We start from the raw sequence: 24,789 nt of genomic DNA on the forward strand, positions 1-24,789 counted from the left end.
AACATCAGCCGTCGCATGGCGGTGAATCACTTCTTCGGCGCGAAGAAGGCCTAAGAATCGATAGCTCTTATGAGCTATCGCGTTTTCCATCAGCCATCCGACATTCGTCGGGTGGCTGATTCATTTATCTCAGCACAAAATGCAAAAACTATTACTCACCATTGACAAAATCAGCACCCAGGTTGGTCAAGTGTTTGCTTGGCTTATTCTTGCGCTCACTTTCATGATCACATGGGAAGTAATCTCGCGCTATGCGTTTGACAACCCTCACCCTTGGGCCTTCGATGTGATGAGCATGATGTATGGCTCTCTCTTCATGATGGCCGGCGCTTACACCTTGTCGAAAAACGGTCATGTGCGTGGTGACGTCTTGTATGGGTTTTTCACGCCGCGATTGCAAGCAGGCTTTGACTTAACGCTCTACTTTGTCTTCTTCATTCCAGGCATCGTGGCTTTGGCGTGGGCGGGTTACAACTATGCGGGCGAGTCTTGGGCCATCAACGAACATTCAAACGTGACTGCGAATGGCCCGCCTGTCTACCCCTTTAAAACCATCATCCCAATTGCAGGCACTCTTTTGTTGTTGCAGGGCTTGGTAGAAATTGTGCGTTGCGTGCTTTGCCTGCAAACCGGCGAGTGGCCCAAACGCGGTGACGACGTGGACGAAGTAGACGTTGAAAAACTCAAAGAAATGGTCAACGTTAAAGACGAGGACATCGCCAAGCTCGATGCCTATGTTGTCGGTGCCAAGGGAACACAAAAATGAAAAAAGAAATATGGTTTGGCCTGAGCATCATGGCCGTGGTCGTGTTGGCGGCTTTTGTTTTACTGCCCCCCGTGTCAGAAATGGCCAATGGCCACTTGGGCTTGCTGATGTTGGCCTTGGTGGTTGTGGCCATCATGTTGGGTTTCCCTACAGCCTTTACCCTGATGGGCATGGGCATGATCTTCGCCTGGTTGGCATATAAAAGCCAAAATCCAGAGCTAGCTGTCACGCAAACTTTGGACTTGATGGTGCAACGCACCTACTCAGTGATGTCCAACGATGTGCTGATTTCGATTCCGCTGTTTGTGTTCATGGGCTACCTGATTGAACGCGCCAACTTGATTGAAAAGCTCTTCAAGAGCATGCACTTGGCTGCGGCCCGCGTGCCAGGATCGTTGGCGGTGGCCACCATCATTACCTGCGCGATCTTTGCAACAGCGACCGGCATTGTGGGTGCCGTGGTGACCTTGATGGGCCTGCTGGCCCTGCCCGCCATGCTTCGAGCTGGCTACAGCGTGCAGTTGTCGGCGGGTGCAATTACCGCGGGTGGTTGCCTTGGTATTTTGATTCCGCCTTCGGTCATGCTGATTGTGTATGGCGCGACGGCTGGCGTGTCGGTGGTCAAGCTGTATGCGGGCGCCTTCTTTCCCGGAATCATGCTGGCAACCTTGTATGTGGTTTACGTGATCGTTATTGCCAAGCTCAAGCCGCATTTGGCACCGCCTATGTCGGCTGAAGACCGCTATGTACCGCTGCCACCCGTGGCGCATGAAGTGTCTTTGACGATCAGCGACAAAGTATTGCCCGGTTTGATTGGTGCCATCAAGGGCAAGCGCAACGCTGCTGTGCCCCTTAGCGAACTGCTCAAGCAACTGGGCATTGCCTTGCTGCCAGCCGTTTCTGCTTTGGTGATCATGGGCGCCATCTTTATGTCGGTCACGGCCCCCGCACCGTTGGAAGATGTGCAAGGTGTTGTCTCGATGGGTGGCGGTTTTGAAGATCCAGCCCCCGAAGCAGAAGCCGGCGATTTAGCTGAACCTGGCGATTTGCAAGCGCCCCCCGGCACGGACGAACCTGCGGCCAAAGTGGCTATCGAGGCACCCGCTGCAGCAGAAGTAGCCCCTTCCGAACCAGCAGCCCCGCAAGAGCGCTTAGATGCCCCTGCCTCCTTCTGGATTGGCTTGGCCAGCGTGGCTGTGGCATTGGCCATCTTCTACACCTACTTCAGCTTTGTGCGCCTTGAGATTTTCAAGATGTTGCTAGGCTCGTTCTTCCCACTGGCCATCATGATTTTGGCGGTGCTTGGCACCATCGTGTTTGGCTTGGCCACTCCGACTGAGGCCGCGGCGATGGGATCGATGGGTGGTTTGTTGTTGGCGGGCGCTTATCGCCGTCTCAACATGACGGTGATGCGCGAATCGGTGTACCTAACCGCCAAAACCAGCGCCATGGTGTGTTGGCTGTTTGTGGGCTCCAGCATCTTCTCGGCAGCGTTTGCGCTGTTGGGCGGACAAGACTTGATCAACACCTGGGTGCTGGGCATGGACCTGACGCCCACGCAGTTCATGATCTTGGCGCAAGTGGTGATCTTCTTGCTGGGCTGGCCGTTGGAGTGGACTGAGATCATTGTGATTTTCATGCCCATCTTTATCCCGTTGCTGCCGCACTTCAACATCGACCCGCTGTTCTTTGGCTTGTTGGTGGCGTTGAACCTGCAAACTGCGTTCTTAAGCCCGCCTGTGGCGATGGCAGCGTTTTACTTGAAAGGCGTCAGCCCTCCTCATGTGACGCTGAACCAAATCTTTGCAGGCATGCTGCCGTTTATGGGCATTCAAGTGTTTGCCATCTTCTTGCTGTACATGTTTCCAGCAATTGGCATGTGGCTGCCTAGCGTGCTTTACAAATAAGCATCTTTAGCACCACGCAAAGCCGCAGCGCCTTTTGGTCTGCGGCTTTTTTCTTGCCACTTTGTCTTGGTTATTAGGGCAACTCCTCTTCACACGCGCTGCCAAGTTGCTATGATTGACGTTTACGTAAACGTAAGCTAAACATCACGTTTTATCTGCTTTTCTTTCGGAGCCTCCCATGTCTAACCTGTCCGCCGAATTCCAAGCCCTTGCCAACTACAAGCCCACGCAAAAAGTGCGCTTCGTCACAGCGGCCAGTTTGTTTGACGGTCACGATGCGGCCATCAACATCATGCGTCGCATTTTGCAAGGCATGGGCGCCGAGGTGATTCATTTGGGCCACAACCGCTCGGTGGACGAGGTGGTCACAGCTGCGCTGCAAGAAGACGTGCAGGGCATTGCCATCAGCTCGTACCAAGGCGGCCATGTGGAGTATTTCAAATACATGGTGGACTTGCTGCGCGAGCGCGGTGGTGAACACATTCAAGTGTTTGGCGGCGGCGGTGGCGTGATCGTGCCGCCCGAAATTCGAGAGCTGCAAGCCTACGGCGTGACCCGCATCTACAGCCCCGAAGACGGCCAGAAGATGGGCCTGCAAGGGATGATTGGCGAGATGATCATGCGCTGCGACACAGACCTGTCGGGCTACGCGCCTGCCGCTGTGAAAGACATTCAAGGCCACAGCGAAATGGCTTGGCGCAAACTGGCGCAGCTCATCACGGCTTTAGAGAACGAAAAGGCAGACCCCAAGATGGTTGAAGCCGTGCGCAAAGAATCGATCAAACACCAAGTGCCTGTGCTCGGCATCACCGGCACAGGCGGTGCGGGCAAGTCGTCACTCACCGACGAACTGGTGCGTCGTATTCGTCTGGACCAAGGCGATGCGTTGCGCATTGCTGTCATTTCCATCGACCCCTCACGCCGCAAGAGCGGTGGCGCGCTGCTGGGCGACCGCATTCGCATGAATGCCATTTCGCCTTGGCGCAGCGGTCAGCGCGTGTTCATGCGCTCCCTCGCCACACGCGACTTTGGCAGTGAAATTAGCGCGGCCTTGCCCGATGTGTTGGCCGCTACCAAGTGCGCGGGGTTTGACTTGATCATTGTGGAAACCTCGGGCATTGGCCAGGGCGATGCCGCCATCGTGCCGCATGTGGATGTGCCCATGTATGTGATGACACCCGAGTTTGGCGCGGCCAGCCAGTTGGAGAAAATAGACATGCTCGACTTTGCCGAGTTTGTGGCCATCAACAAGTTTGACCGCAAAGGCGCCAGCGACGCGCTGCGCGATGTGGCCAAACAAGTGCAGCGCAACAAAGAGGCGTGGACCACGCCCACCGAGCAAATGCCCGTGTTTGGCACCATGGCCGCCCGCTTTAACGACGACGGCGTGACCGCGCTTTACCAAGCGCTGAAAGGCCGATTGGCCGAGCTGGGCCTGAGCTTCAAAGATGGCTTTCTGCCACGCGTCGACGTGCGCCACAGCAGCAACCAAACGCCCGTGGTGCCTGCCGCACGCGCACGCTATTTGGCCGAAATTACCGACACCGTGCGCGGCTACAAAAAACGCGCACGCACACAGGCCAAACTGGCCCGTGAAATTCAACAACTGCGCGAAGCCGCACGCATGCTGTCTGAAGGCAAACCGGGCCGCGCCAAAGCATCAGAGGCGGCGATCGACTTGGCCTTTAGCCGCGAAGAAAACTTAGGTGGCGCAGAGCGCAAGCTGCTGGCCCAATGGCCCGATCTACAAGCCGCCTACGCCGGCGATGAGTACGTGGTGAAGATTCGCGACAAAGAAATTCGCACCGCGCTCACCACCAAATCGCTGAGCGGCACGGTGATTCGCAAAGTGGCCTTGCCCACCTACGAAGACCACGGCGAAATTTTGAAATGGCTCATGCTCGACAACGTGCCTGGCAGCTACCCTTACACCGCTGGCACCTTTGCGTTTAAGCGCGAGGGCGAAGACCCCACGCGCATGTTTGCAGGCGAAGGCGATCCCTTCCGCACCAACCGCCGCTTCAAGCTGGTGAGCGAAGGCCTTCCTGCCAAGCGCTTGTCCACCGCGTTTGACTCGGTCACGCTGTATGGCAACGACCCCGATCTGCGCCCCGACATTTACGGCAAAGTGGGCAACTCGGGCGTGAACGTGGCCACGCTGGACGACATGAAGGTGTTGTACGACGGGTTTGATTTGTGCAACCCCACCACCAGCGTGTCGATGACCATCAACGGCCCAGCACCGTCCATCTTGGCAATGTTCATGAACACCGCCATTGACCAAAACCTTGATAAATTCAAGGCCGACAAAGGCCGCAACCCGACCGATGCCGAGGCCGCCGACATCAAAGCGTGGGTCATGCAAAACGTGCGCGGCACGGTGCAAGCCGATATCTTGAAAGAAGACCAAGGGCAGAACACGTGCCTCTTCTCAACAGAGTTTTCATTGAAGGTGATGGGCGACATCGCGCAGTACTTTGTGCACAACCAAGTGCGCAACTTTTACAGCGTGTCCATCAGCGGTTATCACATTGCCGAAGCGGGGGCGAACCCCATTTCGCAACTGGCGTTCACGTTGTCGAATGGCTTCACGTTTGTCGAGGCCTACCTCGCGCGCGGCATGCACATTGACGACTTTGCACCCAACCTGAGCTTCTTCTTCAGCAACGGCATGGACCCCGAGTACACCGTGATGGGCCGCGTGGCACGCCGCATTTGGGCCGTGGCCATGAAAGAAAAATACGGCGCGAACGAGCGCAGTCAAAAGCTGAAATACCACATCCAAACCTCAGGCCGTTCACTGCACGCGCAAGAGATTCAGTTCAACGACATTCGCACCACGTTGCAAGCGCTGATCGCGATCTACGACAACTGCAACAGCCTGCACACCAACGCGTTTGACGAAGCCATCACCACGCCCACCGAAGACTCGGTGCGTCGCGCCATGGCGATTCAGCTCATCATCAACCGAGAGTGGGGCTTGGCCAAAAACGAAAACCCCAGCCAAGGCGCCTTCATCATCGAAGACCTGACCGAGTTGGTGGAAGAGGCCGTGCTGGCCGAATTCGAGCGCATTGCCGAGCGCGGCGGCGTGTTGGGCGCGATGGAGACGGGCTACCAACGCGGCAAGATTCAAGACGAATCGATGACCTACGAAATGCTTAAGCACACGGGCGAGCTGCCCATCATCGGCGTCAACACCTTCCGCAACCCGCACGGCGAGCAAGTGATGGACAAGCTGGAGTTGGCCCGCTCAACTGAAGAAGAAAAGCAAAGCCAGTTGAACCGCTTGAACGACTTCCAGGCACGCCACCAAGACGCGGCAGCCGTGCAAATCAAGCGCCTGCAGCAAGCGGTGATCGACAACGCCAACGTGTTTGAGGTGTTGATGGATGCGGTGCGTGTGTGTTCACTGGGACAAATTACCCACGCTTTGTTTGAGGTGGGTGGGCAGTACCGAAGGAATATGTAATCGGTAATATCGGGGTATGAGTATCCGCCCACCCTTCACCGCCCCCACCCAGCACACCGATGCTGGCAGCGCCTTGGCACAAGTGCAAGCGCTGTACCAAATCAGCCTTGACCACCTGAGGCTCGCCATGCGCGACTTCGTCGCAGGCACGCACTTTGAACAGCGTGTGCGCGCGTTTTACCCGTTTGTGCGCATCCATACCAAGACCGGTGCGCTGCAAGCAGACAACGATGGTGCGCGTTTGAGCTACGGCTTTGTGGCCGAGCCTGGACGTTATGAGACCACCCTGACCCGCCCCGATTTGTTTGCTGCGTATTACCGCGAACAGTTCAGCTTGCTACTGCAAAACCACGGCGGAACGCTAGAGGTGGGTGTGAGCCACCAGCCTATTCCCGTGCATTTTTCGTTTGCCGACAACGACCATGTGGAAGGCGAGATGAGCGCCGAGCGCCGCCAGCTGATGCGCGAGGTGTTTGACCTGCCCGACCTCACCGCCATGGACGACGGCATTGCCAACGGCACGTTTGAAGCCAAGGCGGGCGAGCCGCAGCCCTTGTCGCTGTTCACCGCTGCGCGCATGGACTATTCGCTGCAGCGCTTGCGCCACTACAGCGGCACCAGCCCTGAGCATTTTCAAAACTACGTGTTGTTTACCAACTACCAGTTCTACATTGACGAGTTTGTGCGCTTGGGCCACGAGGCCATGCAAGACCCGCACAGCGAGTACATCGCGTTTGTCGAGCCAGGCAATGTGGTGACACGCCGTGTGGGTTTGCCCGCTGATGACAATGACTCATTAGGCAAAGTGCCGCCGCGTTTGCCGCAAATGCCGGGCTACCACCTGGTGCGCGCAGATCGCACGGGCATCACCATGGTCAACATTGGCGTGGGCCCGGCCAATGCCAAAAATATCACCGACCACATTGCGGTGCTTCGCCCACATGCATGGCTGATGCTGGGCCACTGCGCGGGCCTGCGCACCACCCAACAGCTGGGCGACTACGTGCTAGCCCACGCCTATGTGCGTGAGGACCACGTGCTGGACGAAGAGCTGCCACTTTGGGTGCCTATCCCCGCGCTGGCCGAAATTCAAGTTGCGTTAGAGCAAGCGGTGAAAGACGTGACGCAATGCGAGGGCCAAGAGCTGAAACGCATCTTGCGCACGGGCACTGTGGCCAGCACCGACAACCGCAACTGGGAACTGCTGCCCAACAAAACGCCCCAACGCCGCTTTAGCCAAAGCCGCGCTGTGGCGCTGGACATGGAAAGCGCCACGATTGCAGCCAACGGGTTTAGGTTTCGTGTGCCCTACGGCACGCTGCTGTGCGTGAGCGATAAGCCGCTGCACGGCGAGATCAAACTACCGGGCATGGCCAACCACTTTTACCGAGAGCGTGTAGACCAGCACCTACGCATTGGCATGCGGGCCATCGAGCTGCTGCGCCAGCAAGGGCCGGCGCAGTTGCACAGTCGCAAGTTGCGAAGCTTTGCTGAGGTGGCGTTTCAATAGGCCTTAAAGCGCATCACCCATCTTCTCGCCCAAACGCACGCCCTGTGCGGCTTGCCAAGCAGGGCTGAGCGCAATCGTGTTTTTGGGCCACAGCAACACCACGGTTGAGCCCAACAAAAAGCGGCCCATTTCGTCGCCTTGCTTCAAGCTCAGCTTGGGGTCGTCATAGGTCCACTCGCGCACCATGCCCGGGCGCGGTGGGTTAACCACACCATGCCACGGCGTAGCCATGCTGCCCACGATGGTGGCGCCGACGAGCACCAACACAAATTGCAAAGGCTTCACGTCAGCACTGGCAGAGGCGTCAACAGGCATGTCAAACACACACACCACCCGCTCGTTGCGCGCAAACAAGCCAGGCACGCCTCGCGCCGTGGCGGGATTGACCGAGAACAAATCACCGGGCACATGAATCATGCGGCGCAAGCGGCCTGCGCTGGGCATGTGGATGCGGTGGTAGTCCTTGGGGCTGAGGTAGATGGTGGCGAACTCGCCGTCTTGGAACTGAGCCGCCAATGCAGCATCGCCGCCCACCAGCGCTTGCGTGCTGTAGCGGTGGCCTTTGGCTTGGAAAATTTGATCGCCCTCGATGTGTCCCAGCTGGCTGATGGCACCGTCCACGGGGCACACAAATGCGGCATCGGCCAAGGGGCGTGCGCCGGGCTTGAGGGCGCGGGTAAAAAAGTCGTTAAAGCTGGCGTACTGCGTGATGTCGGGCTGGGCGGCCTCGTCCATGTTGACTTGGTACTTGCCCACAAACCACCTGATGAGGGCATGTGTCCATTTGCCGCCACGCGCTCGGGCCACAGTGCCCGCCAAAACCGTGAGGGCGTGTTTGGGTAGCGCGTATTGCAGGGCTACAAATGTGTGTTCATTCATTTTGCAATTTTAGGCGGGCAAAATAGGCCCATGAGCACCCCCCTTTTTGAATGCCAACATCTGGTCAAACGCTACGGTGACAACACCGTGGTGAACGACGTGTCTTTCAGCATCGCGCCTGGCGAATGTTTGGGCGTCATCGGCCCCAACGGCGCGGGCAAAACCACCACGCTGCGCATGTGCTTGGGGCTCGCCCAGCCCGACGGCGGCAGCATCAAAGCGTTTGGCCTGTCCATGCCCGAAGATGCACTGGCCATCAAGGCACGCTTAGGGGTGGTGAGCCAATTTGACACGCTAGACCCCGATTTCACTTGCGCCGAAAATTTGATGGTGTTTGGCCGCTACTTTGGCATGAAGAAGGCCGACATTCAGGCGCGCATTCCGCAGCTTTTAGAGTTTGGCGCGCTCGCACACAAGGCCGACGCCAAGCCCGGCGAGTTGTCGGGCGGCATGAAGCGCCGGCTCAGCCTGTCCCGGGCCCTGATTAACAACCCCGATTTGCTGCTGCTGGACGAGCCCACCACCGGTCTAGACCCGCAGGCGAGACACCTGATGTGGGAACGTTTGCAGCAACTGCTGCAACAAGGCAAATCAATCTTGCTGACCACCCACTTTATGGACGAGGCCGAGCGTTTGTGCAACCGCTTGCTGGTGCTGGACCACGGCAAAAAGATTGCCGAAGGCACACCGCGTGATTTGATAGCCCAGCACCTAGAGCCCGATGTGGTGGAGGTGTATGGCAACGGCGCATTGGCATTGGTGGGCAGCCCCATCGCAGCCTTGGCGCAACGCGTGGAGACCAGCGGCGAGACCGTGTTTTTCTACACCCAAGATGCCGCGCAAGTGCTGCAGGCGCTCAACGCCCACGCGGGCCTGCGCACGCTGCACCGCCCCGCCAACTTGGAAGATTTGTTTTTGAAAATGACCGGACGCCAAATCCGTGAGGAAGGTTAATCAGTGATGAACACCTATTTCCGTTTCTGGCCCGTCTTCATGCGCAACCTGTTGGTGTGGCGCAAGCTCGCCATTCCCAGCTTGGTGGCCAACATTGCCGAACCTTTGATGTGGCTGGTGGCCTTTGGCTACGGCATGGGCGCCCTGGTGGGCGAGGTGACTTTGGGCGAACTACAAGTGCCCTACATGTTGTTCTTGGCCAGTGGCTCGATTTGTATGAGCGCCATGAACGCCGCCACGTTTGAAGCCCTCTACTCCGCCTTCTCGCGCATGCATGTGCAAAAAACATGGGACGGCATTTTGAACGCCCCCATGCGTTTGGACGATGTGCTGCTGGCCGAAATGCTGTGGGCTGCGTTCAAGGCCCTGTTCACCATCACCGCCATCTTAGGCGTGATGGCAGCGCTGGGCATCACCCAAAGCTGGAAGCTCTTAGCCGCCTGGCCCATCCTGTTGTTTGTGGGCATCACCTTCAGCTGCATTGCGCTGATCTTCAACGCACTGGCCAAGGGCTATGACTTTTTCACCTACTACTTCACGCTGTTTCTGACGCCCATGATGTTTTTGAGCGGCGTGTTCTTTCCGCGTGACCAGCTGCCCGGCATCGTGCGCGACATTTCAGAATGGCTGCCCCTCACCCAAGCCATTGCCTTGGTACGCCCCTTGTTTTTAGACCAATGGCCTGCTAACCCGGCGCTGCATTTAGGCGTGTTGGCCATCTACACTGTGTTCGCCTGGAAGATCGCTCTGCACCTGACGAAGAAACGTTTTCGCGCATAACTACCCGCAAGCGAGTTGGCTTGGGGCGGCTGACGATTTCTGGTACTCCAGCATGAGGAAGACGCCCCAAGCTAACTCGCTGAAGCATTAAAAATTGACCTACGTCAGCCATCAGCACCCCCTCGCTCGCTAATATTGTTTTTTTAATTTCACCCATCAACAAGGATTTCCCAATGAGCATTCAAACCGTAGGCATCATCGGCGCCGGCACCATGGGCAACGGCATCGCACAAGCCTGTGCAGTGTCTGGCGTGAACGTGGTGATGGTCGATATCTCTGACGCTGCCGTGGCCAAGGGCTTGGCCACCGTGTCGGGCAGTTTGGATCGCTTGATCAAGAAAGAAAAAATCACCGAGGCCGACAAAGCTGCTGCCTTGGCGCGCATCACCATCAGCACCAGCTACGACGACCTCCAAGTCGCGCAGCTGGTCATCGAAGCCGCGACCGAAAACTTCGACCTTAAGGTGAAAATCGTCAAACAGCTCGATGCCATGCTGGCCCCCGAGGCCATCATCGCGTCCAACACCTCGTCGATTTCTATTACCAAATTGGCCGCGGTCACCACGCGTGCTGACCGCTTCATTGGCATGCACTTTTTCAACCCCGTGCCCATGATGGCGCTGGTCGAGATCATCCGTGGTTTGCAAACATCCGATGCCTCGCACGCCGCCGTGCACGACCTGTCCACACGCTTGGGCAAGAGCCCCATCACGGTGAAGAACTCACCGGGCTTTGTGGTGAACCGCATCTTGGTGCCCATGATCAACGAGGCCTTCTTTGTGTTGGCCGAAGGTGTGGCCACTGCCAAAGACATTGACGCCGGCATGATGTTGGGCTGCAACCAACCCATCGGCCCCTTGGCCTTGGCCGACATGATTGGCTTGGATGTGTGCGTGGCCGTGATGGATGTGTACTTGCAAGAGTTTGGCGACAGCAAATACCGCGCTTGCCCACTGCTCAAAGAGATGGTGGCCGCAGGCCAACTGGGCCGCAAAACTGGCCACGGCGTTTACACCTACTAACCCACACGACGACGCTGCATAAAAGCCTTGGCATGAAGTACGCCCTGCTCTCTGACATCCATAGCAACTTGCACGCGCTCGACGCGTGCTTGGCACATGCGCAAGCCCAAGGGGTAGAGCGCGTGGCCATCTTGGGTGACTTGGTGAGCTATGGCGCATTCCCCGCCGAGGTGGTGGCACGCTGCCAAGCCTTGCAACAAGAAGGCGCCATCGTGCTGCGGGGCAACCACGAAGAGTTGATTCAAACCCACAACATCAACTCCGCCAACCCTAACCCCTCATTGGGCAGCCAAACGGCGGAATGGACGCATGACCAGCTGTCACCCGCACAACGCTTTTGGCTTGAAATTTTGCCCCTCACCGCACAGGCCGAGCAGATGCTGCTTGTACACGCCAGCGCCGATGCGCCCGAGCTTTGGCGGTATGTGAATGACGAGCGCACTGCAGCCTTAAGCCTAGACGCCGCATGCGCCCACCCCGATGTGCGCTACGTGTTTGGCGGCCATGTGCACCACCAGTCGCTGTACTACCGAGGCACGGGCCGCCAGTTAATGGCGTTCAAGCCCACCTCGGGTGTGCCCATTCCCACCCCCAAACACCGCCAGTGGATTGCCACCATCGGTTCGGTGGGTCAGCCACGCGATGGCAACCCTCGCGCCATGTACGCCGTGTTTGACAGCACAGCCGCCAAGTTGACCTTTCACCGCGTGGCGTATGACCACCGTGCAGCCGCTCGCGCCGTGCGCGAAGCGGGCTTGCCCGAATACTTTGCGCAACGCTTGGAGACCGGCAAGTGAAGCGCTTAGAAGCAGGCACCGAGCTGGACGGCTTTCGCATCGGTGCTTGCTTGCACGCGGGCGGCATGGCGCACATTTACCAAGTGACCTATGCCGACGCGCGTCCCGCGCCGTTTGATATGGTGATGAAGGTGCCACGCATGACCGTAGGCGATGGTGCTGAAAACATTGTGGGCTTCGAGGTGGAGCACCAAATTTTGCAGGTGCTGCACGGCACGCATGTGCCTCGTTTTGTGGCGGCGGGTGACCTTGCTCACCTGCCGTACTTGGTGATGGAGCATGTGCCTGGCTTGACCTTGCAACACGTGCTCGACGCGCATACGCAAAACAAAACACGCGCAGAAGTGACTGACTTTGCACGCTTAGGCGCTGCCATTGCCCGTGCTGCGCACAGCCTGCACCAACAAAACACCTGCCACCTCGACATCAAACCCGCCAACGTGCTGTTGCATCCCAACGGCCACGCGGTGCTGCTGGACTTTGGCTTGTCCTGCCACGCGCACTACCCAGACTTATTGGCTGAGGAACTCCGCAAAGCCGTGGGCTCGCCCGCGTGGATTTCGCCTGAGCAAGTGGTGGGCGTGCGCGGCGACCCACGCAGCGACATCTTTGCCATCGGCGTCATGCTGTACGAGCTGGCCACCGGCGAGCTGCCCTTTGGCAACCCACAAACACAAGGCGGTATGCGCCAACGATTGTGGATGGACCCCACGCCGCCGCGCCGCTTACGCGACGACTTGCCCGAGTGGTTTCAAGAAGTGGTGCTGCGCTGCCTAGAGCCCGAAGCGGCCAAGCGTTACCCATCGGCCGCACATTTGGCGTTTGACCTGGAACACCCAGAACAAGTGAAGGTGAGCAAACGTGGCAAGCAACTGGAAGGCACTCCGTTTTTCACGCACTTCAAGCGCTGGCTGAAAGCAGCGGGCATGCACTACCAGCCCAGCCCACTGCCATCACAACAGATTGATGAAGTGCCGATTCTGATGGTGGCTGTGCCGCACTTGGATGCGAGCGATGCCACGCTGTATTCGTTGCGCCAGGCAGTGGCACGCTCGCTAGGCATTCGCCCCGGCGCTCGCTTGGCGGTGGTGACGGTGATATCACCCAACCAAACCAGCGCCACTGAAAGCATCAAAAGTGAAACCTCGGTGCACCGCCAGTACCTGACCATGCTGCACCAATGGGCGCAGCCGCTGGACCTAGAACAACACCAAACTTCATTTCATGTGCTGGAAGCCAGCGATGTGGCCAACGCCATCGTGCGCTATGCCGAGGGCAATAACGTGAGCATGATCGTCATGGGGGCGGCCACGCACGGTTTACAAATGCAACGCTTTGTGGCGACCGTGCCAATCAAGGTGGCGATGGACGCACCCTGCACCGTGATTTTGGTGAAGCAGGCGCTGCCGTTTGAGCGCCTTGACCGTGAGCACTTAGTTTAGTCAGCGTAAACGCCAGCGGCCTGAATGACTGGGCCCCACTTGGCAATTTCTGCGGCCACAAACTTCTTGTGTTCAGCGGGTTCAACGCGTTTGTCGCTCACAACCACAGCACCCAAAGCTTCTTGCTTTTTGATGAACTCGGGGTCTTTCAAAGCGACTTTTAAAGCAGCGCTGATCTTGGCTGCCACGTCAGCAGGTGTGCCTTTAGGCGCATACAAACCGTGCCAAATAGTGACTTCAAAACCTTTGAGGCCAGACTCTTGCATGGTGGGCAAGCTCTTGAGTGCGGGCGTCGTCAAACGCTTGGCGGTAGTCACAGCAAAGGCCTTGACAGTCTTACCTTCAATTTGGCTGGTTGTGTTGGTGGTTTGGTCACACAACAAATCAATCTGGCCACCCATCAAATCATTCAATGCAGGCGCAGTGCCTTTGTAGGGAACGGTCGTCATGTCGGTCTTGATGGCGCTTTGAAACATCAAACCGCACAGGTGCGACGCAGCGCCCAAGCCCGCGTTACCCAAATTGATCTTGCCCTTATTTTGTTCAATCCACGCTTGCAACTCTTTGAAGTTGTTGGCTGGCAAAGTGGGGCGTCCAATCAAGGTCATGGGCACATCATTGACCATGCCCAAGTATTCAAAATCATCGGCAGTGTTGTACGGCATCTTGCGATACAGCGCAGGCGAGGTGGCCATACCGATGTGGTGCAACAACACGGTGTGCCCGTCTTGCGGAGCCTTGGCCACTTTGTTGGCGCCAATCGTGCCGCCAGCACCAGCCACGTTTTCAACCACCACATTGGCTCCCAAAGGCTTGCGCAAGGCTTCGGCCAAGTCACGTGCCACACGGTCAGTAGGGCCGCCTGCAGCGAACGGCACCACGATGGAGATGGGCTTGTCTTTGACGGGGAAGTCTGCAGCGTTGGCGCCGGTCAATGCGGCCACGGCCAGCAAACTCAAAGTGAACAGTTGTTTCATCGGGGAGCTCCTATTTATAAGACCTCCATGCTAAAACAGTTTTTAAGGTTTTGCTATTTCGGAAATCACGTATGGGCTTAGCTTGATGCAAATCAAGCCAGTTTTGTAGCCGTGATTATTCTGCGCTTACTGATAAGTGCGCGCGTCTTCAATCACCTTGCCGTCGTTGGGCAAAGTGCCCTCGGCCACTAAGGTCACATCGGCGCGTAGCTTGGTGATGTCGCGCACGGCATCACCAAGTTTGTGCACCAGCCCCTCGGCGTCAGTGCCCTCAACCATCAGACACATTTGGTCGTTGGCCATTTCACCCGTCACCACCAAACGCGCACGCTTTATGTTGGGGAAACGCTTGACCACCTCGGCCACTTGGCCCGGATGCACAAACATGCCGCGCACTTTGGTGGTTTGGTCGGCACGGCCCATCCAGCCTTTGATGCGCACATTGGTGCGGCCTGTAGGGCAGTGGCCTGGCAGTATGGCCGACAAATCGCCCGTGCCAAAACGAATGAGCGGGTAGTCGGGGTTGAGGGACGTCACCACCAACTCGCCCACTTCGCCTTCGGGCACAGGGTCGCCCGTGCCGGGGCGCACGATTTCCACAATCACACCTTCGTCCAGCACCAGGCCTTCACGGGCTTGGGTTTCGTAGGCGATCAAGCCAAGGTCGGCTGTGGCGTAGCACTGATAGCCTGCAATGCCGTGCTCGGCCAACCAGTCGCGCAAACTGGGTGGAAAGGCCTCGCCAGACACCAAGGCTTTGGTGACGCTGGGTAGCTTGACGCCTAATTCGGCGGCTTTTTCGACAATGATTTTTAAGAAGCTGGGCGTGCCAATGTAGCCCGCAGGCTGCAACTCGGCCATCGCGCCCACTTGCTGTTCGGTTTGGCCTGTGCCACCTGCAAACACGGTGCAGCCGATGGCGTGTGCGCCGGTTTCCATCATCGAGCCCGCAGGCGTGAAGTGGTAGCTGAAGCAGTTATGAACCAACTCATTGGGGCGAAAGCCAGCGGCATAAATGGCACGGGCCATGCGCCAATAGTCTGAGCGTGCGCCTTCGGGCTCGTAAATGGGGCCGGGGCTGGCAAACACACGCGGCATGGCCTTGCCAAACCCAATGGCAGCAAAGCCGCCAAACACCTGGGTGGCGCGTTGGGCCTGCTGCTGCGCCAACAATTCGTATTTGCGAATCACGGGAAGCTGAGCCAAAGCTGCACGGCTGCAAATGCTGGACGCATCCACGCCCGCCAAAGAAGCGGTGAAAGCAGCTGCGTTTTTTTGTGCGTGCGCCACTTGCGCTGGCAACGCCGCCATCAAGGCGGCTTCGCGCTCAGCGGGGTTGCGGGTTTCGAGGGTGTCGTAATGAGAAGGGGCCGTCATAACTTGCAGTCAAGAAGTGAGAAGTTATGCCAACCAACGCTTGCGGCGCTTGTAGCTCTTGGCATCTTTGAAGCTCTTGCGTTCGCCGCCGCCCATGCCGAGGTAGAACTCTTTCACGTCTTCGTTGTTGGCCAAGTCAGCGGCAGCGCCGTCCATGACGATACGGCCCGACTCCATGATGTAGCCGTAGTCGGAGTACTTCAGCGCCATGTTGGTGTTTTGCTCGGCGAGCAAGAAGGTAACTTTTTCTTTGTCGTTCAAATCTTTGACGATGTTGAACACCTCTTCCACGATTTGCGGGGCCAAGCCCATGGAGGGCTCGTCGAGCAACACCATGTTGGGATTGGCCATGAGGGCGCGACCGATGGCGCACATTTGCTGCTCACCCCCTGAGGTGTAGGCGGCTTGCGAGTTACGGCGTGTTTTGAGACGTGGAAAGTAGTTGTAGACCTTCTCCAAATTGGCTTCGATCTCGCCTTTGCTGGTGCGCGTGTAGCTGCCCGTAAGCAAGTTTTCATCGATGGTCAAGTGGGCAAAGCAGTGACGCCCTTCCATCACCTGCACCACGCCACGTTTGACCAAGTCGGCAGGCGTGAGGTTTTCGATGCGTTCACCGCGCAGCTCGATGCTGCCCTTGGTCACCGCGCCGCGCTCGCCCTGCAGCAAGTTAGAAACGGCCCGCAAGGTGGTGGTTTTGCCCGCGCCGTTGCCGCCCAGCAGCGCCACAATGCTGCCTTGTGGTACTTGCAGCGATACGCCCTTGAGCACCAAGATGACGTGGTTGTAAATGACTTCAATGCCATTGACGTTGAGAACAATGTTGTTGGCGCTCATGACTTACCTTGCTAATAAAACGTTGCTGGACCAGACCAAACCTCAAAGCAAACGCCGTGTTTGCCTTTGAGGTTTGGCGACTCGTGAGAGTCGCCAAATCATCAGCCGCGAGGGCTGATGTGCCTCACATTAAGCTTGGCAATCGGCCGCAGTGCGACGTGAGAGTTTTTTCTCAGCGGCGTACTTGTCGGCAAACTGCTTGACCAAAGGTTTGATGATGGCTTCATCGGCTTCGATCCAGTCAGACGCGAAGTTCCACTTTTTGCCGTCCCAGGTGTGCACGCGTGCAGAGCGTGAACCTTCGTGGTCCAAACAAGAAGTGCTGATGGGCTTCATCACTGTGCCCAAGCCGAGCTTGTCGAGTGCTTTTTGGTCCAAGGTCAAGTTTTCCAAGCCCCAACGGATTTGGTCGCCGTCCATCACTTTGCCTTTGCCGTAACGTGATTGCGCTTGACGCACACCTTCCACCGCCAAAGCAGCGCTGACCATGCCACGGTTGTAGAGCGTGGTGCCCACTTCTTCCGCAGGTCCTGTACCGAGCTTTTTGTCGTGCACATGGGTCTTCATATCGGCAATCACTTTGCCGCCATCACCCGTAACCACCAAACCGCTGTAGCCCTTGGCAGCTTCGCCCACGTCTTTGACGTCCGGCTCAGCAGCTGACCACCAAATGCCGTACATCTTTTCGCGTGGGTAGCCTGTGGCCACGGCTTCTTTCAAAGCAGCCGAGTTCATGACACCCCAGCCCCACAACAAGACGTAGTCAGGACGGGCTTGGCGAATTTGCAACCAAGTGGCCTTTTGCTCAACGCCTGGGTGTGCAACGGGCAACAAGCTCAATTCAAAGCCTTGCATCTTGGCGCGCTCTTGCAGCAGTGCAATGGGTTCTTTGCCGTATGGACTGTCGTGATAAACCAGCGCAAACTTCTTACCTTTGATGTTGCCGCCTTCTTTTTTGGTGATGTGCTGCATCAGAATGTCAGCGCCAGACCAATAGGTGCCCATCAGGGGGAAGTTCCACTTGAACACTTGACCATCGCTGGACTCGGAACGACCGTAGCCAGAAGTGATGAGTGAGTTTTTGTCAGCAGGTGCCTTTTCGGTCATGGCAAACGTGATGCCCGTTGACAAAGGCTGGAAGATGGCGCCTTTGGCTTTGCCCTTGAGGCGCTCATAGCACTCCACGCCGCGGTCTGTGGCGTAGGCGGTGTCGCACTCTTCATAGGTGATCTTCACGCCGTTGATGCCGCCGTCGCGTGAGTTGATGAGTTTGAGGTAATCGGCATAGCCGTTAGCCCAAGGCACACCGTTAGGTGCATAGGCGCCCGTGCGGTAAGGCAGCACAGGGAAGAACTGCTCTTTGGCTTGCGCCTGAGCGGAGGTGGTCACCACGGCGCTGGTCAACCCAGTCGCTGCAACGGCCAACGCCATCATGAGGGAACGAATTTTCATTTGAAGTCTCCTTAGAAAAATAATGCAAACACTGGAAAACCAACTCAGTGGGGAAAAGGCCACAAACGCAGCTTTTGTTTACCCACACTCCACAACTTGGCCAAGCCATGCGGCTCGACGATCAAGAACCAAACAATCAAAGCACCGAAAATTATTTGCTCGGCGTGCGTCAATGCCGCCGTGCTAACTTCGATGCCCACCATCGCGCCCATAGATGGCAACAACAAGTTAATGACGATGGGCAGCACCACAATGAACGCTGCGCCAAAGAAGCTACCCATGATGGAGCCCATGCCACCCAAGATGACCATGAACAACAACTGGAACGAACGGTCCACTGAAAACGCGGCTGGCTCCCAAGATCCAAGATAGACGAAGGCCCACAAAGCACCAGCCACGCCCACGATGAATGAGCTCACAGCGAACGCACTGAGCTTGGCGTACATCGGGCGAATGCCGATCACGGCAGCAGCCACGTCCATGTCGCGAATGGCCATCCACTCGCGGCCAATGGCGCTACGCACCAGGTTTTTGGCGAGCAAACCAAACACCACCAAAAAGGCCAAGCAGAAGGTGTATTTCTCAAAAGGCGTGTTGATGGCAAACCCAAACACTTGCAAGTCAGACACCGCGGCAGTGCCCGAAGCCGAATCGTTGGTGAACCACTTGATGCGCAAGAACGCCCAGTCACAAAAGAACTGAGCGGCCAGGGTGGCAACAGACAAATACAAGCCCTTCACGCGCAAGCTGGGAATACCAAAGAAGATGCCAACCAAGGTGGCAAAAAAGCCACCCATCAGGATTGCCAAGATGAGGGGCATGCCGTCAATGCGCACAAGGAAGTTGTAAGCGGCATATGCGCCCACCGCCATAAAAGCGCCCGAGCCCAAAGAAATCTGACCGCAATAACCCACCAAGATGTTCACACCCAAAGCAGCGAGCGACAAGATGAGGAAAGGAATCAAAATCGCACGCAACATGTATTCATCGGCCAACAGAGGCACCCCAATGAATGCGAAGGCGATGAGCAGCAACACACCCACGCGGTCTTGCGTGATAGGGAAGATTTGTTGGTCTTGCTTGTAAGTCGTTTTGAATTGACCGTTTTCTCTGTAAAACATTTTTCTTTTCCTTACACGCGGTCAATAATTTTTTCGCCAAACAGGCCTTGTGGACGAACCAACAAGAAGCCCAAGGCCAAGACGTAGGCAAACCAAATCTCAATGCCGCCGCCCACATAAGGACCGAGGAACACTTCAGACAATTTCTCGCCCACGCCGATGATCAAGCCGCCAATGATGGCGCCGGGCACCGAGGTCAAACCACCCAAAATCACCACTGGCAAGGCCCGCAAAGCAACGGTGGAGAGCGAGAACTGCACGCCCAACTTGGAGCCCCAAATCATGCCGGCCACCAAAGCGACTACACCGGCCACGCACCACACAATGACCCAAATGCGGTTGAGTGGAATACCAATCGATTGAGCTGCCTGGTGGTCATCCGCCACAGCACGCAGCGCACGGCCGGTGGTGGTTTTTTGGAAGAACACACTGAGCAAGGCAACCAGTGCAGAGGCGATCACCGCCGCCACCAAGTCTTCTTGGTTGATCATGATGCCGCCAGGAAAGGTGGACTCCATGAGCATCAAAGGCTCTTTGGGCATGCCTACATCGATCTTGTAAATGTTGCTACCAAAAATGGTTTGGCCCACGCCATCCAAGAAGTAGGTGATGCCCAAGGTGGCCATCAGCAAGGTAGTGCCTTCTTGGTTGACCAAGTGGCGCAACACCAAATACTCAATCAGCCACGCCACCACAAACATCACCGCAGCTGCGCCCAGAAAGGCCAGCAGGTTAACCAACACAAAGTGCGTGATGCCGAAGTACTGAGGAATCCATTCGCCAAAACGGGCCATGGCCAACGCAGCAAACAACACCATCGCGCCTTGCGCGAAGTTGAACACGCCAGAGGCTTTGTAAATCAGCACAAAGCCCAAAGCCACGAGTGAATACAACATGCCAGCCATGAGGCCGCCGAAAAGGGTTTCAAGAAAAAATGCCATGTCTACTCCAATCTCTCAATGCGAAGTGCCGAGGTAAGCGCTAATGACTTCCTCGTTATTGCGCACCTCATCGGGTGTGCCGTCTCCGATTTTTTTGCCGTAGTCGAGCACAACCACGCGATCAGAAATATCCATCACCACGCTCATGTCATGTTCGATCAACACAATGGTGGTGCCAAATTCATCGTTCACATCCAAGATGAAGCGACACATGTCCTGCTTCTCTTCGACGTTCATACCGGCCATGGGCTCGTCGAGCAACAGCACTTGCGGCTCAAGCGCCAGCGCGCGGCCTAAGTCGACGCGCTTTTGCAGACCGTAGGGCAGTTGGCCCACGGGTGTTTTACGGAAGGCTTGGATTTCTAAAAAGTCGATGATGTGCTCTACCTTTTCGCGGTGCATCATTTCTTCTTTTTCGGCGGGGCCGATGCGCAAGGCTTGCAGCAGAATGTTGCTTTTCATACGCAGGTTGCGGCCGGTCATGATGTTGTCGAGCACGCTCATGCCTTTGAACAAGGCCAAGTTTTGGAAGGTGCGTGCAATGCCCATGGTGGCCACTTGGTAGCTGTCCATGTGCCCAAAGGTTTGACCCCGAAAGGTGATGGTGCCTTCTTGCGGCGTGTAAACACCGTTGATGCAGTTAAGCATCGAGCTTTTGCCAGCGCCATTAGGGCCAATGATGGCGCGCACTTCGTGCTCTTTGACGTTGAAGGAAATGTCGCTCAGTGCCTTGACGCCACCGAAACGCAAACTGATGTTTTTGACGTCAAGGATGACGTCTCCGATTTTCTTGCTCATGCTGCTTTCCCCACGGGCGCGAAGGTTTTGGCGTCTGACAGCTTGAGCGTGGCGCTCACGCTACCGGCGCGACCGTCTTCAAACTTCACCACGGTTTCAATGAATTGTTCAGTCGCGCCGCTGTAGAGGGCGCCCACCAAGGCGCCGTATTTTTCGGCAATAAAACCGCGGCGCACTTTGTTGGTTCGGGTAAGTTCACCGTCATCCGCATCGAGCTCTTTGTGCAGCACAAGGAAGCGGCTCACTTGGCTACCGGCCAACAGCTCATCCGCGGCCAAGTCGGCGTTGACTTTCTCGACGCACTCTTTGATCAGTTGATACACCTCTGGTTTTTGCGCCAAATCCGTGTAGCCCGCGTAGGGTAAGTTGCGGCGCTCGGCCCAGTTGCCCACAGCGTCCATGTCGATGTTGATCATCACGCACACTTTGTCACGTTGGTCGCCATAGGCCACGACTTCTTTGATGTGCGGGAAAAACTTAAGCTTGTTCTCAACGTACTTGGGTGCAAACATGGCACCGTCATTGGGGCCACCTTGAATGCGGCCCACATCTTTGACACGGTCGATAATTTTTAAGTGGCCATGCGCATCCAAGAAGCCCGCATCGCTGGTGTGGTACCAACCATCGGCGGTCAGCACTTCGGCGGTGGCTGCATCGTTTTTGTAATAGCCTTTGAGCAAGCCAGGTGACTTAACCAAGATTTCGCCGTTGTCGGCCACCTTGATTTCTACGCCCGCACAGGGCACGCCCACGGTGTCGGCGCGGGCTTCATGGTCTGGCTGCAAGCAGACAAACACGGCGGTTTCGGTGGAGCCGTAAAGCTGCTTCAAGTTCACGCCAATGGCGCGGTAGAAGCTAAACAAGTCTGGACCAATCGCCTCTCCTGCGGTGTAGGCCACGCGCACACGGCTCATGCCGAGGTTGTTACGCAAAGGACCATAGACCAAGAGGTCGCCCAAACCATAAAGGAAACCGCCAACCAAGCCAATCGATTGGCCCGACATTTTGCTGGGTCCGTATTTGCGCGCCACGTCCATGAAGAAATGGAACATGCCGCGCTTGGGTGCGCTGGCGTCTTCCATGCGAATCATCACCATGGTGAGCAAGCCCTCAAACACGCGGGGTGGGGCGAAATAGTAGGTGGGGCCGACTTCCTTCAAGTCGATGGTGACGGTGGCCACTGACTCAGGGCAGTTGACCACGTAGCCGCAATACAGCCACTGGGCGTAGCTGAAAATGTTTTGACCAATCCACGCCGGCGGCAAATAGGCCAAAACCTCTTCGTGCGATGTGAGTTTGTCAAACAAGGCGCCCGCTTCGGCCCGGTTGATAAGTGAGTTGTGCGTGTGCACCACGCCTTTGGGGTTGCCCGTGGTGCCTGATGTGAAAAACATGGCTCCCACATCGTCGGTGTGCGCTTTGTCAACTTCGTTTTCAAAGAAATGGGGGTGTTGTTTGGCAAACACAGCGCCCGCAGCCAACAGTTCTTCGATTGATGCCAAGCCTGGTTCTTCATATTTGCGCAGGCCACGCGGATCGTCAAAAATGATGTGGGCGAGTTGTGGGCATTGCTCGCGGATCTCTAGGAGTTTGTCTACTTGCTCTTGGTCTTCCACCACGCAAAAGCGCACCTCGGCGTTGTTGAGCGGGAACACGCACTCGGCACCCGCCGCGTCTTGGTACAAGGGAATGGGAATCGCACCCAAAGATTGAGCGGCCAGCATGGTGGCGTAAAGACGGGGACGGTTGGAGCCAATCACCACCAAATGCTCGCCGCGTGTCAAGCCAGCTTGATGCAAGCCGCAGGCCATGTCCGCCACCATGGCAGCCATGTCGGCCCATGTGGTGGTTTGCCAAATGCCATATTCCTTCTCGCGCATGGCGGGCGCGGCAGGGCGCTCGCTGGCATGCTTAAGTAACAGTCGTGGGAACGTGGTCTGCATTCCTAATCCTTGCGTTGTGTGTCGACAAAAAATCGTGGCGCCTACGTGAAGCGCCTTTCATGTTGTCGCGATCGTATGAGTAGGTTTGACGCCATGTTGTCGTTTCGACGACAATCTAGGGTAGACACTTAGCAGTGATTACCCGAATAATACTTTTGATTAGAGTCGCCCTTATGGCAAAAGAGCCCAGTGTTTTTCAGCGCCGACGCAGTGCTACCCCCGCCGAATTGGCCGCTATTCCTTGGTTGGTTTTACTGACGACCAGCGAGCGCAAACGCGTCGAGGCACAAGTGGTGGTGAGCGATCCCTTGACGGGTGACTACGTGTGCCGCATGGGTCGCCAAGCCACGTATTGGTTTGGTGTGATCGAAGGCTTGTTAAAGATGAGCGCCGACAGCGCCAGTGGCCGCAGCATCACGTTCACGGGCGTGCCGCCCGGTGGCTGGTTTGGTGAGGGAACCGTGATCAAACGTGAAAGCTACCGCTACAACATCATGGCCTTGCGTCACAGTGTGGTGGCGGGGCTGCCGATTGAGACGTTTCACTGGTTGCTCGACAACTCGATTGGGTTTAACCGCTTTGTGATGAACCAACTTAATGAGCGCTTGGCGCAGTTCATCGAAGCACGTGAAATTGATCGCTCAACGGATCCCGATGTGCGTGTCGCAAGAAATTTAGCGGCGCTGTTTAACCCCGCCTTGTTTCCTGGCGTGGGCGAGGTGCTGCGTATCACCCAGCAAGAGTTGGCTTACTTGGTGGGCCTGTCACGGCAACGCGTCAATGTGGCGCTGAACCGACTTGAAGCACAGGACGCAATTCGCATTGAATACGGTGGCATGCGGGTGTTGGACCTTGCTGCACTGCGCTCGAGCGGCACTTAGAATTTGCCCCTTATGTCAGACACCCCCACAGACCTTACCCGCCTCAACAAACGCATGGCCGAACTTGGCCTTTGCTCACGCCGCGAGGCCGATACGTGGATAGAACAAGGCTGGGTGCTGGTCAATGGCCGCCCTGCTGAAATGGGCGTAAAAGTTGGCCCCCATGACCGCGTAGAAATTGACCCGCGCGCCACTGGCCACCAAGACACACAAGTCACTGTTCTGCTGCACAAGCCCATGGGCTATGTAAGTGGGCAAGCGGAAGACGGGCACGAGCCCTCTATTTTGCTCATTAACCCTCGCACGCATTGGGCGGGCGACTCGTCCAAACGACGTTTCACGCCCACACAGTTGCGCAGCCTTGCGCCTTCGGGACGACTCGACATCGACTCCACAGGCTTGTTGGTGTTGACGCAAGACGGCCGCGTCGCCCGCCAATTGATTGGCGAAGACTCGGAGATGGAAAAAGAATATTTGGTGCGCGTGACCTACACCGGTCAAGAAAACATCGCCGCCGCCAACGCCGCATCTGCCACGTATGGCGGCAGAGCCCATCAACTCAGCGCCATTGGAGACCACGACCGCGTGACCAACAACGTGCAATCTGTGTTTCCAAAGGCTCAACTCGAACGCTTACGTCACGGCTTGAGCTTGGACGGCAAACCCCTGAAACTCGCGCAGGTGGAATGGCAAAACCCAGAGCAGCTTCGCTTTGTCTTGACCGAGGGAAAAAAGCGCCAAATTCGCCGTATGTGCGAGCAAGTCGGCCTTCAGGTCGTGGGCCTCAAGCGCATCCGCATTGGGCACGTTCAACTGGGGCAACTTCCAGTTGGGCAGTGGCGTTACCTGGGTGCTCATGAGCGTTTTTAAGTTGCATTGATTGCCTGTGCTTTATCGCTCTTGAAATTGAGGCCAGCGCCCCACAACTCGATACGT

General features: G+C 56.8%; 20 protein-coding genes. 11 read left to right on the forward strand and 9 right to left on the reverse strand.

Annotated elements, in window-relative coordinates; genetic code table 11:
• Window positions 1–139: 139 nt before the first annotated feature.
• The 4 genes from ABWP81_RS04305 (at window position 140) to ABWP81_RS04320 (ending at window position 7,655) form a co-directional block, all read left to right on the forward strand.
• A complete protein-coding gene (locus ABWP81_RS04305) occupies window positions 140–766 on the forward strand; it encodes a TRAP transporter small permease subunit (RefSeq protein ID WP_353139832.1) in 627 nt (208 codons plus the stop codon).
• On the forward strand, window positions 763–2,673 hold the full coding sequence (locus ABWP81_RS04310; RefSeq protein ID WP_353139834.1) for a TRAP transporter large permease: 1,911 nt from the start codon (window positions 763–765) through the stop codon (window positions 2,671–2,673). The genes ABWP81_RS04305 and ABWP81_RS04310 overlap by 4 nt, the downstream gene beginning before the upstream one ends.
• A gap of 178 nt (window positions 2,674–2,851) precedes the next feature.
• A complete protein-coding gene (icmF, locus tag ABWP81_RS04315; RefSeq protein ID WP_353139836.1) occupies window positions 2,852–6,145 on the forward strand; it encodes a fused isobutyryl-CoA mutase/GTPase IcmF in 3,294 nt (1,097 codons plus the stop codon).
• 16 nt (window positions 6,146–6,161) lie between these two features.
• Entirely contained in the window at window positions 6,162–7,655 is a 1,494-nt protein-coding gene (locus ABWP81_RS04320) for an AMP nucleosidase (RefSeq protein ID WP_353139838.1), read from the forward strand.
• A gap of 3 nt (window positions 7,656–7,658) precedes the next feature.
• Here the strand turns inward: ABWP81_RS04320 and asd are convergent, their stop codons facing one another.
• Entirely contained in the window at window positions 7,659–8,534 is an 876-nt protein-coding gene (gene asd / locus ABWP81_RS04325; RefSeq protein ID WP_353139840.1) for an archaetidylserine decarboxylase, read from the reverse strand.
• 30 nt (window positions 8,535–8,564) lie between these two features.
• Between asd and ABWP81_RS04330 the strand changes: the two genes are divergently transcribed.
• From ABWP81_RS04330 to ABWP81_RS04350, 5 genes are all read left to right on the forward strand, one after another.
• Window positions 8,565–9,488: an ATP-binding cassette domain-containing protein gene (locus ABWP81_RS04330; protein ID WP_353139842.1), complete on the forward strand. Its 924-nt coding sequence runs from the start codon at window positions 8,565–8,567 to the stop codon at window positions 9,486–9,488.
• Between the two features lie 6 nt (window positions 9,489–9,494).
• Window positions 9,495–10,268, forward strand: a complete 774-nt coding sequence (locus ABWP81_RS04335) for an ABC transporter permease (RefSeq protein ID WP_353139844.1) — start codon at window positions 9,495–9,497, stop codon at window positions 10,266–10,268.
• A 173-nt stretch (window positions 10,269–10,441) separates the two neighbouring features.
• Window positions 10,442–11,290 (forward strand): 3-hydroxybutyryl-CoA dehydrogenase, encoded by an 849-nt coding sequence (locus ABWP81_RS04340; RefSeq protein WP_353139846.1) that lies wholly within the window; start codon window positions 10,442–10,444, stop codon window positions 11,288–11,290.
• Between the two features lie 32 nt (window positions 11,291–11,322).
• Window positions 11,323–12,087, forward strand: a complete 765-nt coding sequence (locus tag ABWP81_RS04345; protein ID WP_353139848.1) for a metallophosphoesterase family protein — start codon at window positions 11,323–11,325, stop codon at window positions 12,085–12,087.
• Window positions 12,084–13,529, forward strand: a complete 1,446-nt coding sequence (locus tag ABWP81_RS04350) for a protein kinase domain-containing protein (protein WP_353139850.1) — start codon at window positions 12,084–12,086, stop codon at window positions 13,527–13,529. Before ABWP81_RS04345 ends, ABWP81_RS04350 begins: the two co-directional genes overlap by 4 nt.
• Here ABWP81_RS04350 and ABWP81_RS04355 read toward each other — a convergent pair.
• From ABWP81_RS04355 to ABWP81_RS04390, 8 genes are all read right to left on the reverse strand, one after another.
• A complete protein-coding gene (locus ABWP81_RS04355) occupies window positions 13,526–14,506 on the reverse strand; it encodes a tripartite tricarboxylate transporter substrate-binding protein (protein WP_353134403.1) in 981 nt (326 codons plus the stop codon). The two genes, ABWP81_RS04350 and ABWP81_RS04355, sit on opposite strands and share 4 nt — an antisense overlap.
• A gap of 126 nt (window positions 14,507–14,632) precedes the next feature.
• Window positions 14,633–15,883, reverse strand: a complete 1,251-nt coding sequence (locus ABWP81_RS04360; protein WP_353139852.1) for a phenylacetate--CoA ligase family protein — start codon at window positions 15,881–15,883, stop codon at window positions 14,633–14,635.
• Between the two features lie 24 nt (window positions 15,884–15,907).
• Window positions 15,908–16,717 carry an ABC transporter ATP-binding protein gene (locus ABWP81_RS04365; RefSeq protein WP_353134409.1) on the reverse strand — a complete coding sequence of 270 codons (810 nt, stop codon included), beginning with the start codon at window positions 16,715–16,717 and terminating at the stop codon, window positions 15,908–15,910.
• Window positions 16,718–16,846: 129 nt separating this feature from the next.
• Window positions 16,847–18,169, reverse strand: coding sequence for an ABC transporter substrate-binding protein (locus ABWP81_RS04370; RefSeq protein ID WP_353134412.1), 1,323 nt, complete (start codon window positions 18,167–18,169; stop codon window positions 16,847–16,849).
• Window positions 18,170–18,213: 44 nt separating this feature from the next.
• A complete protein-coding gene (locus tag ABWP81_RS04375) occupies window positions 18,214–19,290 on the reverse strand; it encodes a branched-chain amino acid ABC transporter permease (protein ID WP_353134415.1) in 1,077 nt (358 codons plus the stop codon).
• A gap of 11 nt (window positions 19,291–19,301) precedes the next feature.
• Entirely contained in the window at window positions 19,302–20,231 is a 930-nt protein-coding gene (locus tag ABWP81_RS04380) for a branched-chain amino acid ABC transporter permease (RefSeq protein ID WP_353134418.1), read from the reverse strand.
• A gap of 15 nt (window positions 20,232–20,246) precedes the next feature.
• Entirely contained in the window at window positions 20,247–21,029 is a 783-nt protein-coding gene (locus ABWP81_RS04385) for an ABC transporter ATP-binding protein (protein WP_353134421.1), read from the reverse strand.
• Window positions 21,026–22,972, reverse strand: coding sequence for an AMP-dependent synthetase/ligase (locus ABWP81_RS04390; RefSeq protein ID WP_353139854.1), 1,947 nt, complete (start codon window positions 22,970–22,972; stop codon window positions 21,026–21,028). The genes ABWP81_RS04385 and ABWP81_RS04390 overlap by 4 nt, the downstream gene beginning before the upstream one ends.
• Before the next feature lie 173 nt (window positions 22,973–23,145).
• Between ABWP81_RS04390 and ABWP81_RS04395 the strand changes: the two genes are divergently transcribed.
• Together ABWP81_RS04395 and ABWP81_RS04400 are read left to right on the forward strand one after the other, a co-directional pair.
• A complete protein-coding gene (locus ABWP81_RS04395; RefSeq protein ID WP_353134427.1) occupies window positions 23,146–23,853 on the forward strand; it encodes a Crp/Fnr family transcriptional regulator in 708 nt (235 codons plus the stop codon).
• A gap of 12 nt (window positions 23,854–23,865) precedes the next feature.
• Window positions 23,866–24,723, forward strand: coding sequence for a pseudouridine synthase (locus ABWP81_RS04400; RefSeq protein WP_353139856.1), 858 nt, complete (start codon window positions 23,866–23,868; stop codon window positions 24,721–24,723).
• Window positions 24,724–24,789: the final 66 nt, after the last annotated feature.

The sequence above is a fragment of the Limnohabitans sp. genome, from assembly GCF_040401135.1.
Classification (GTDB): Bacteria; Pseudomonadota; Gammaproteobacteria; order Burkholderiales; family Burkholderiaceae_C; genus Limnohabitans.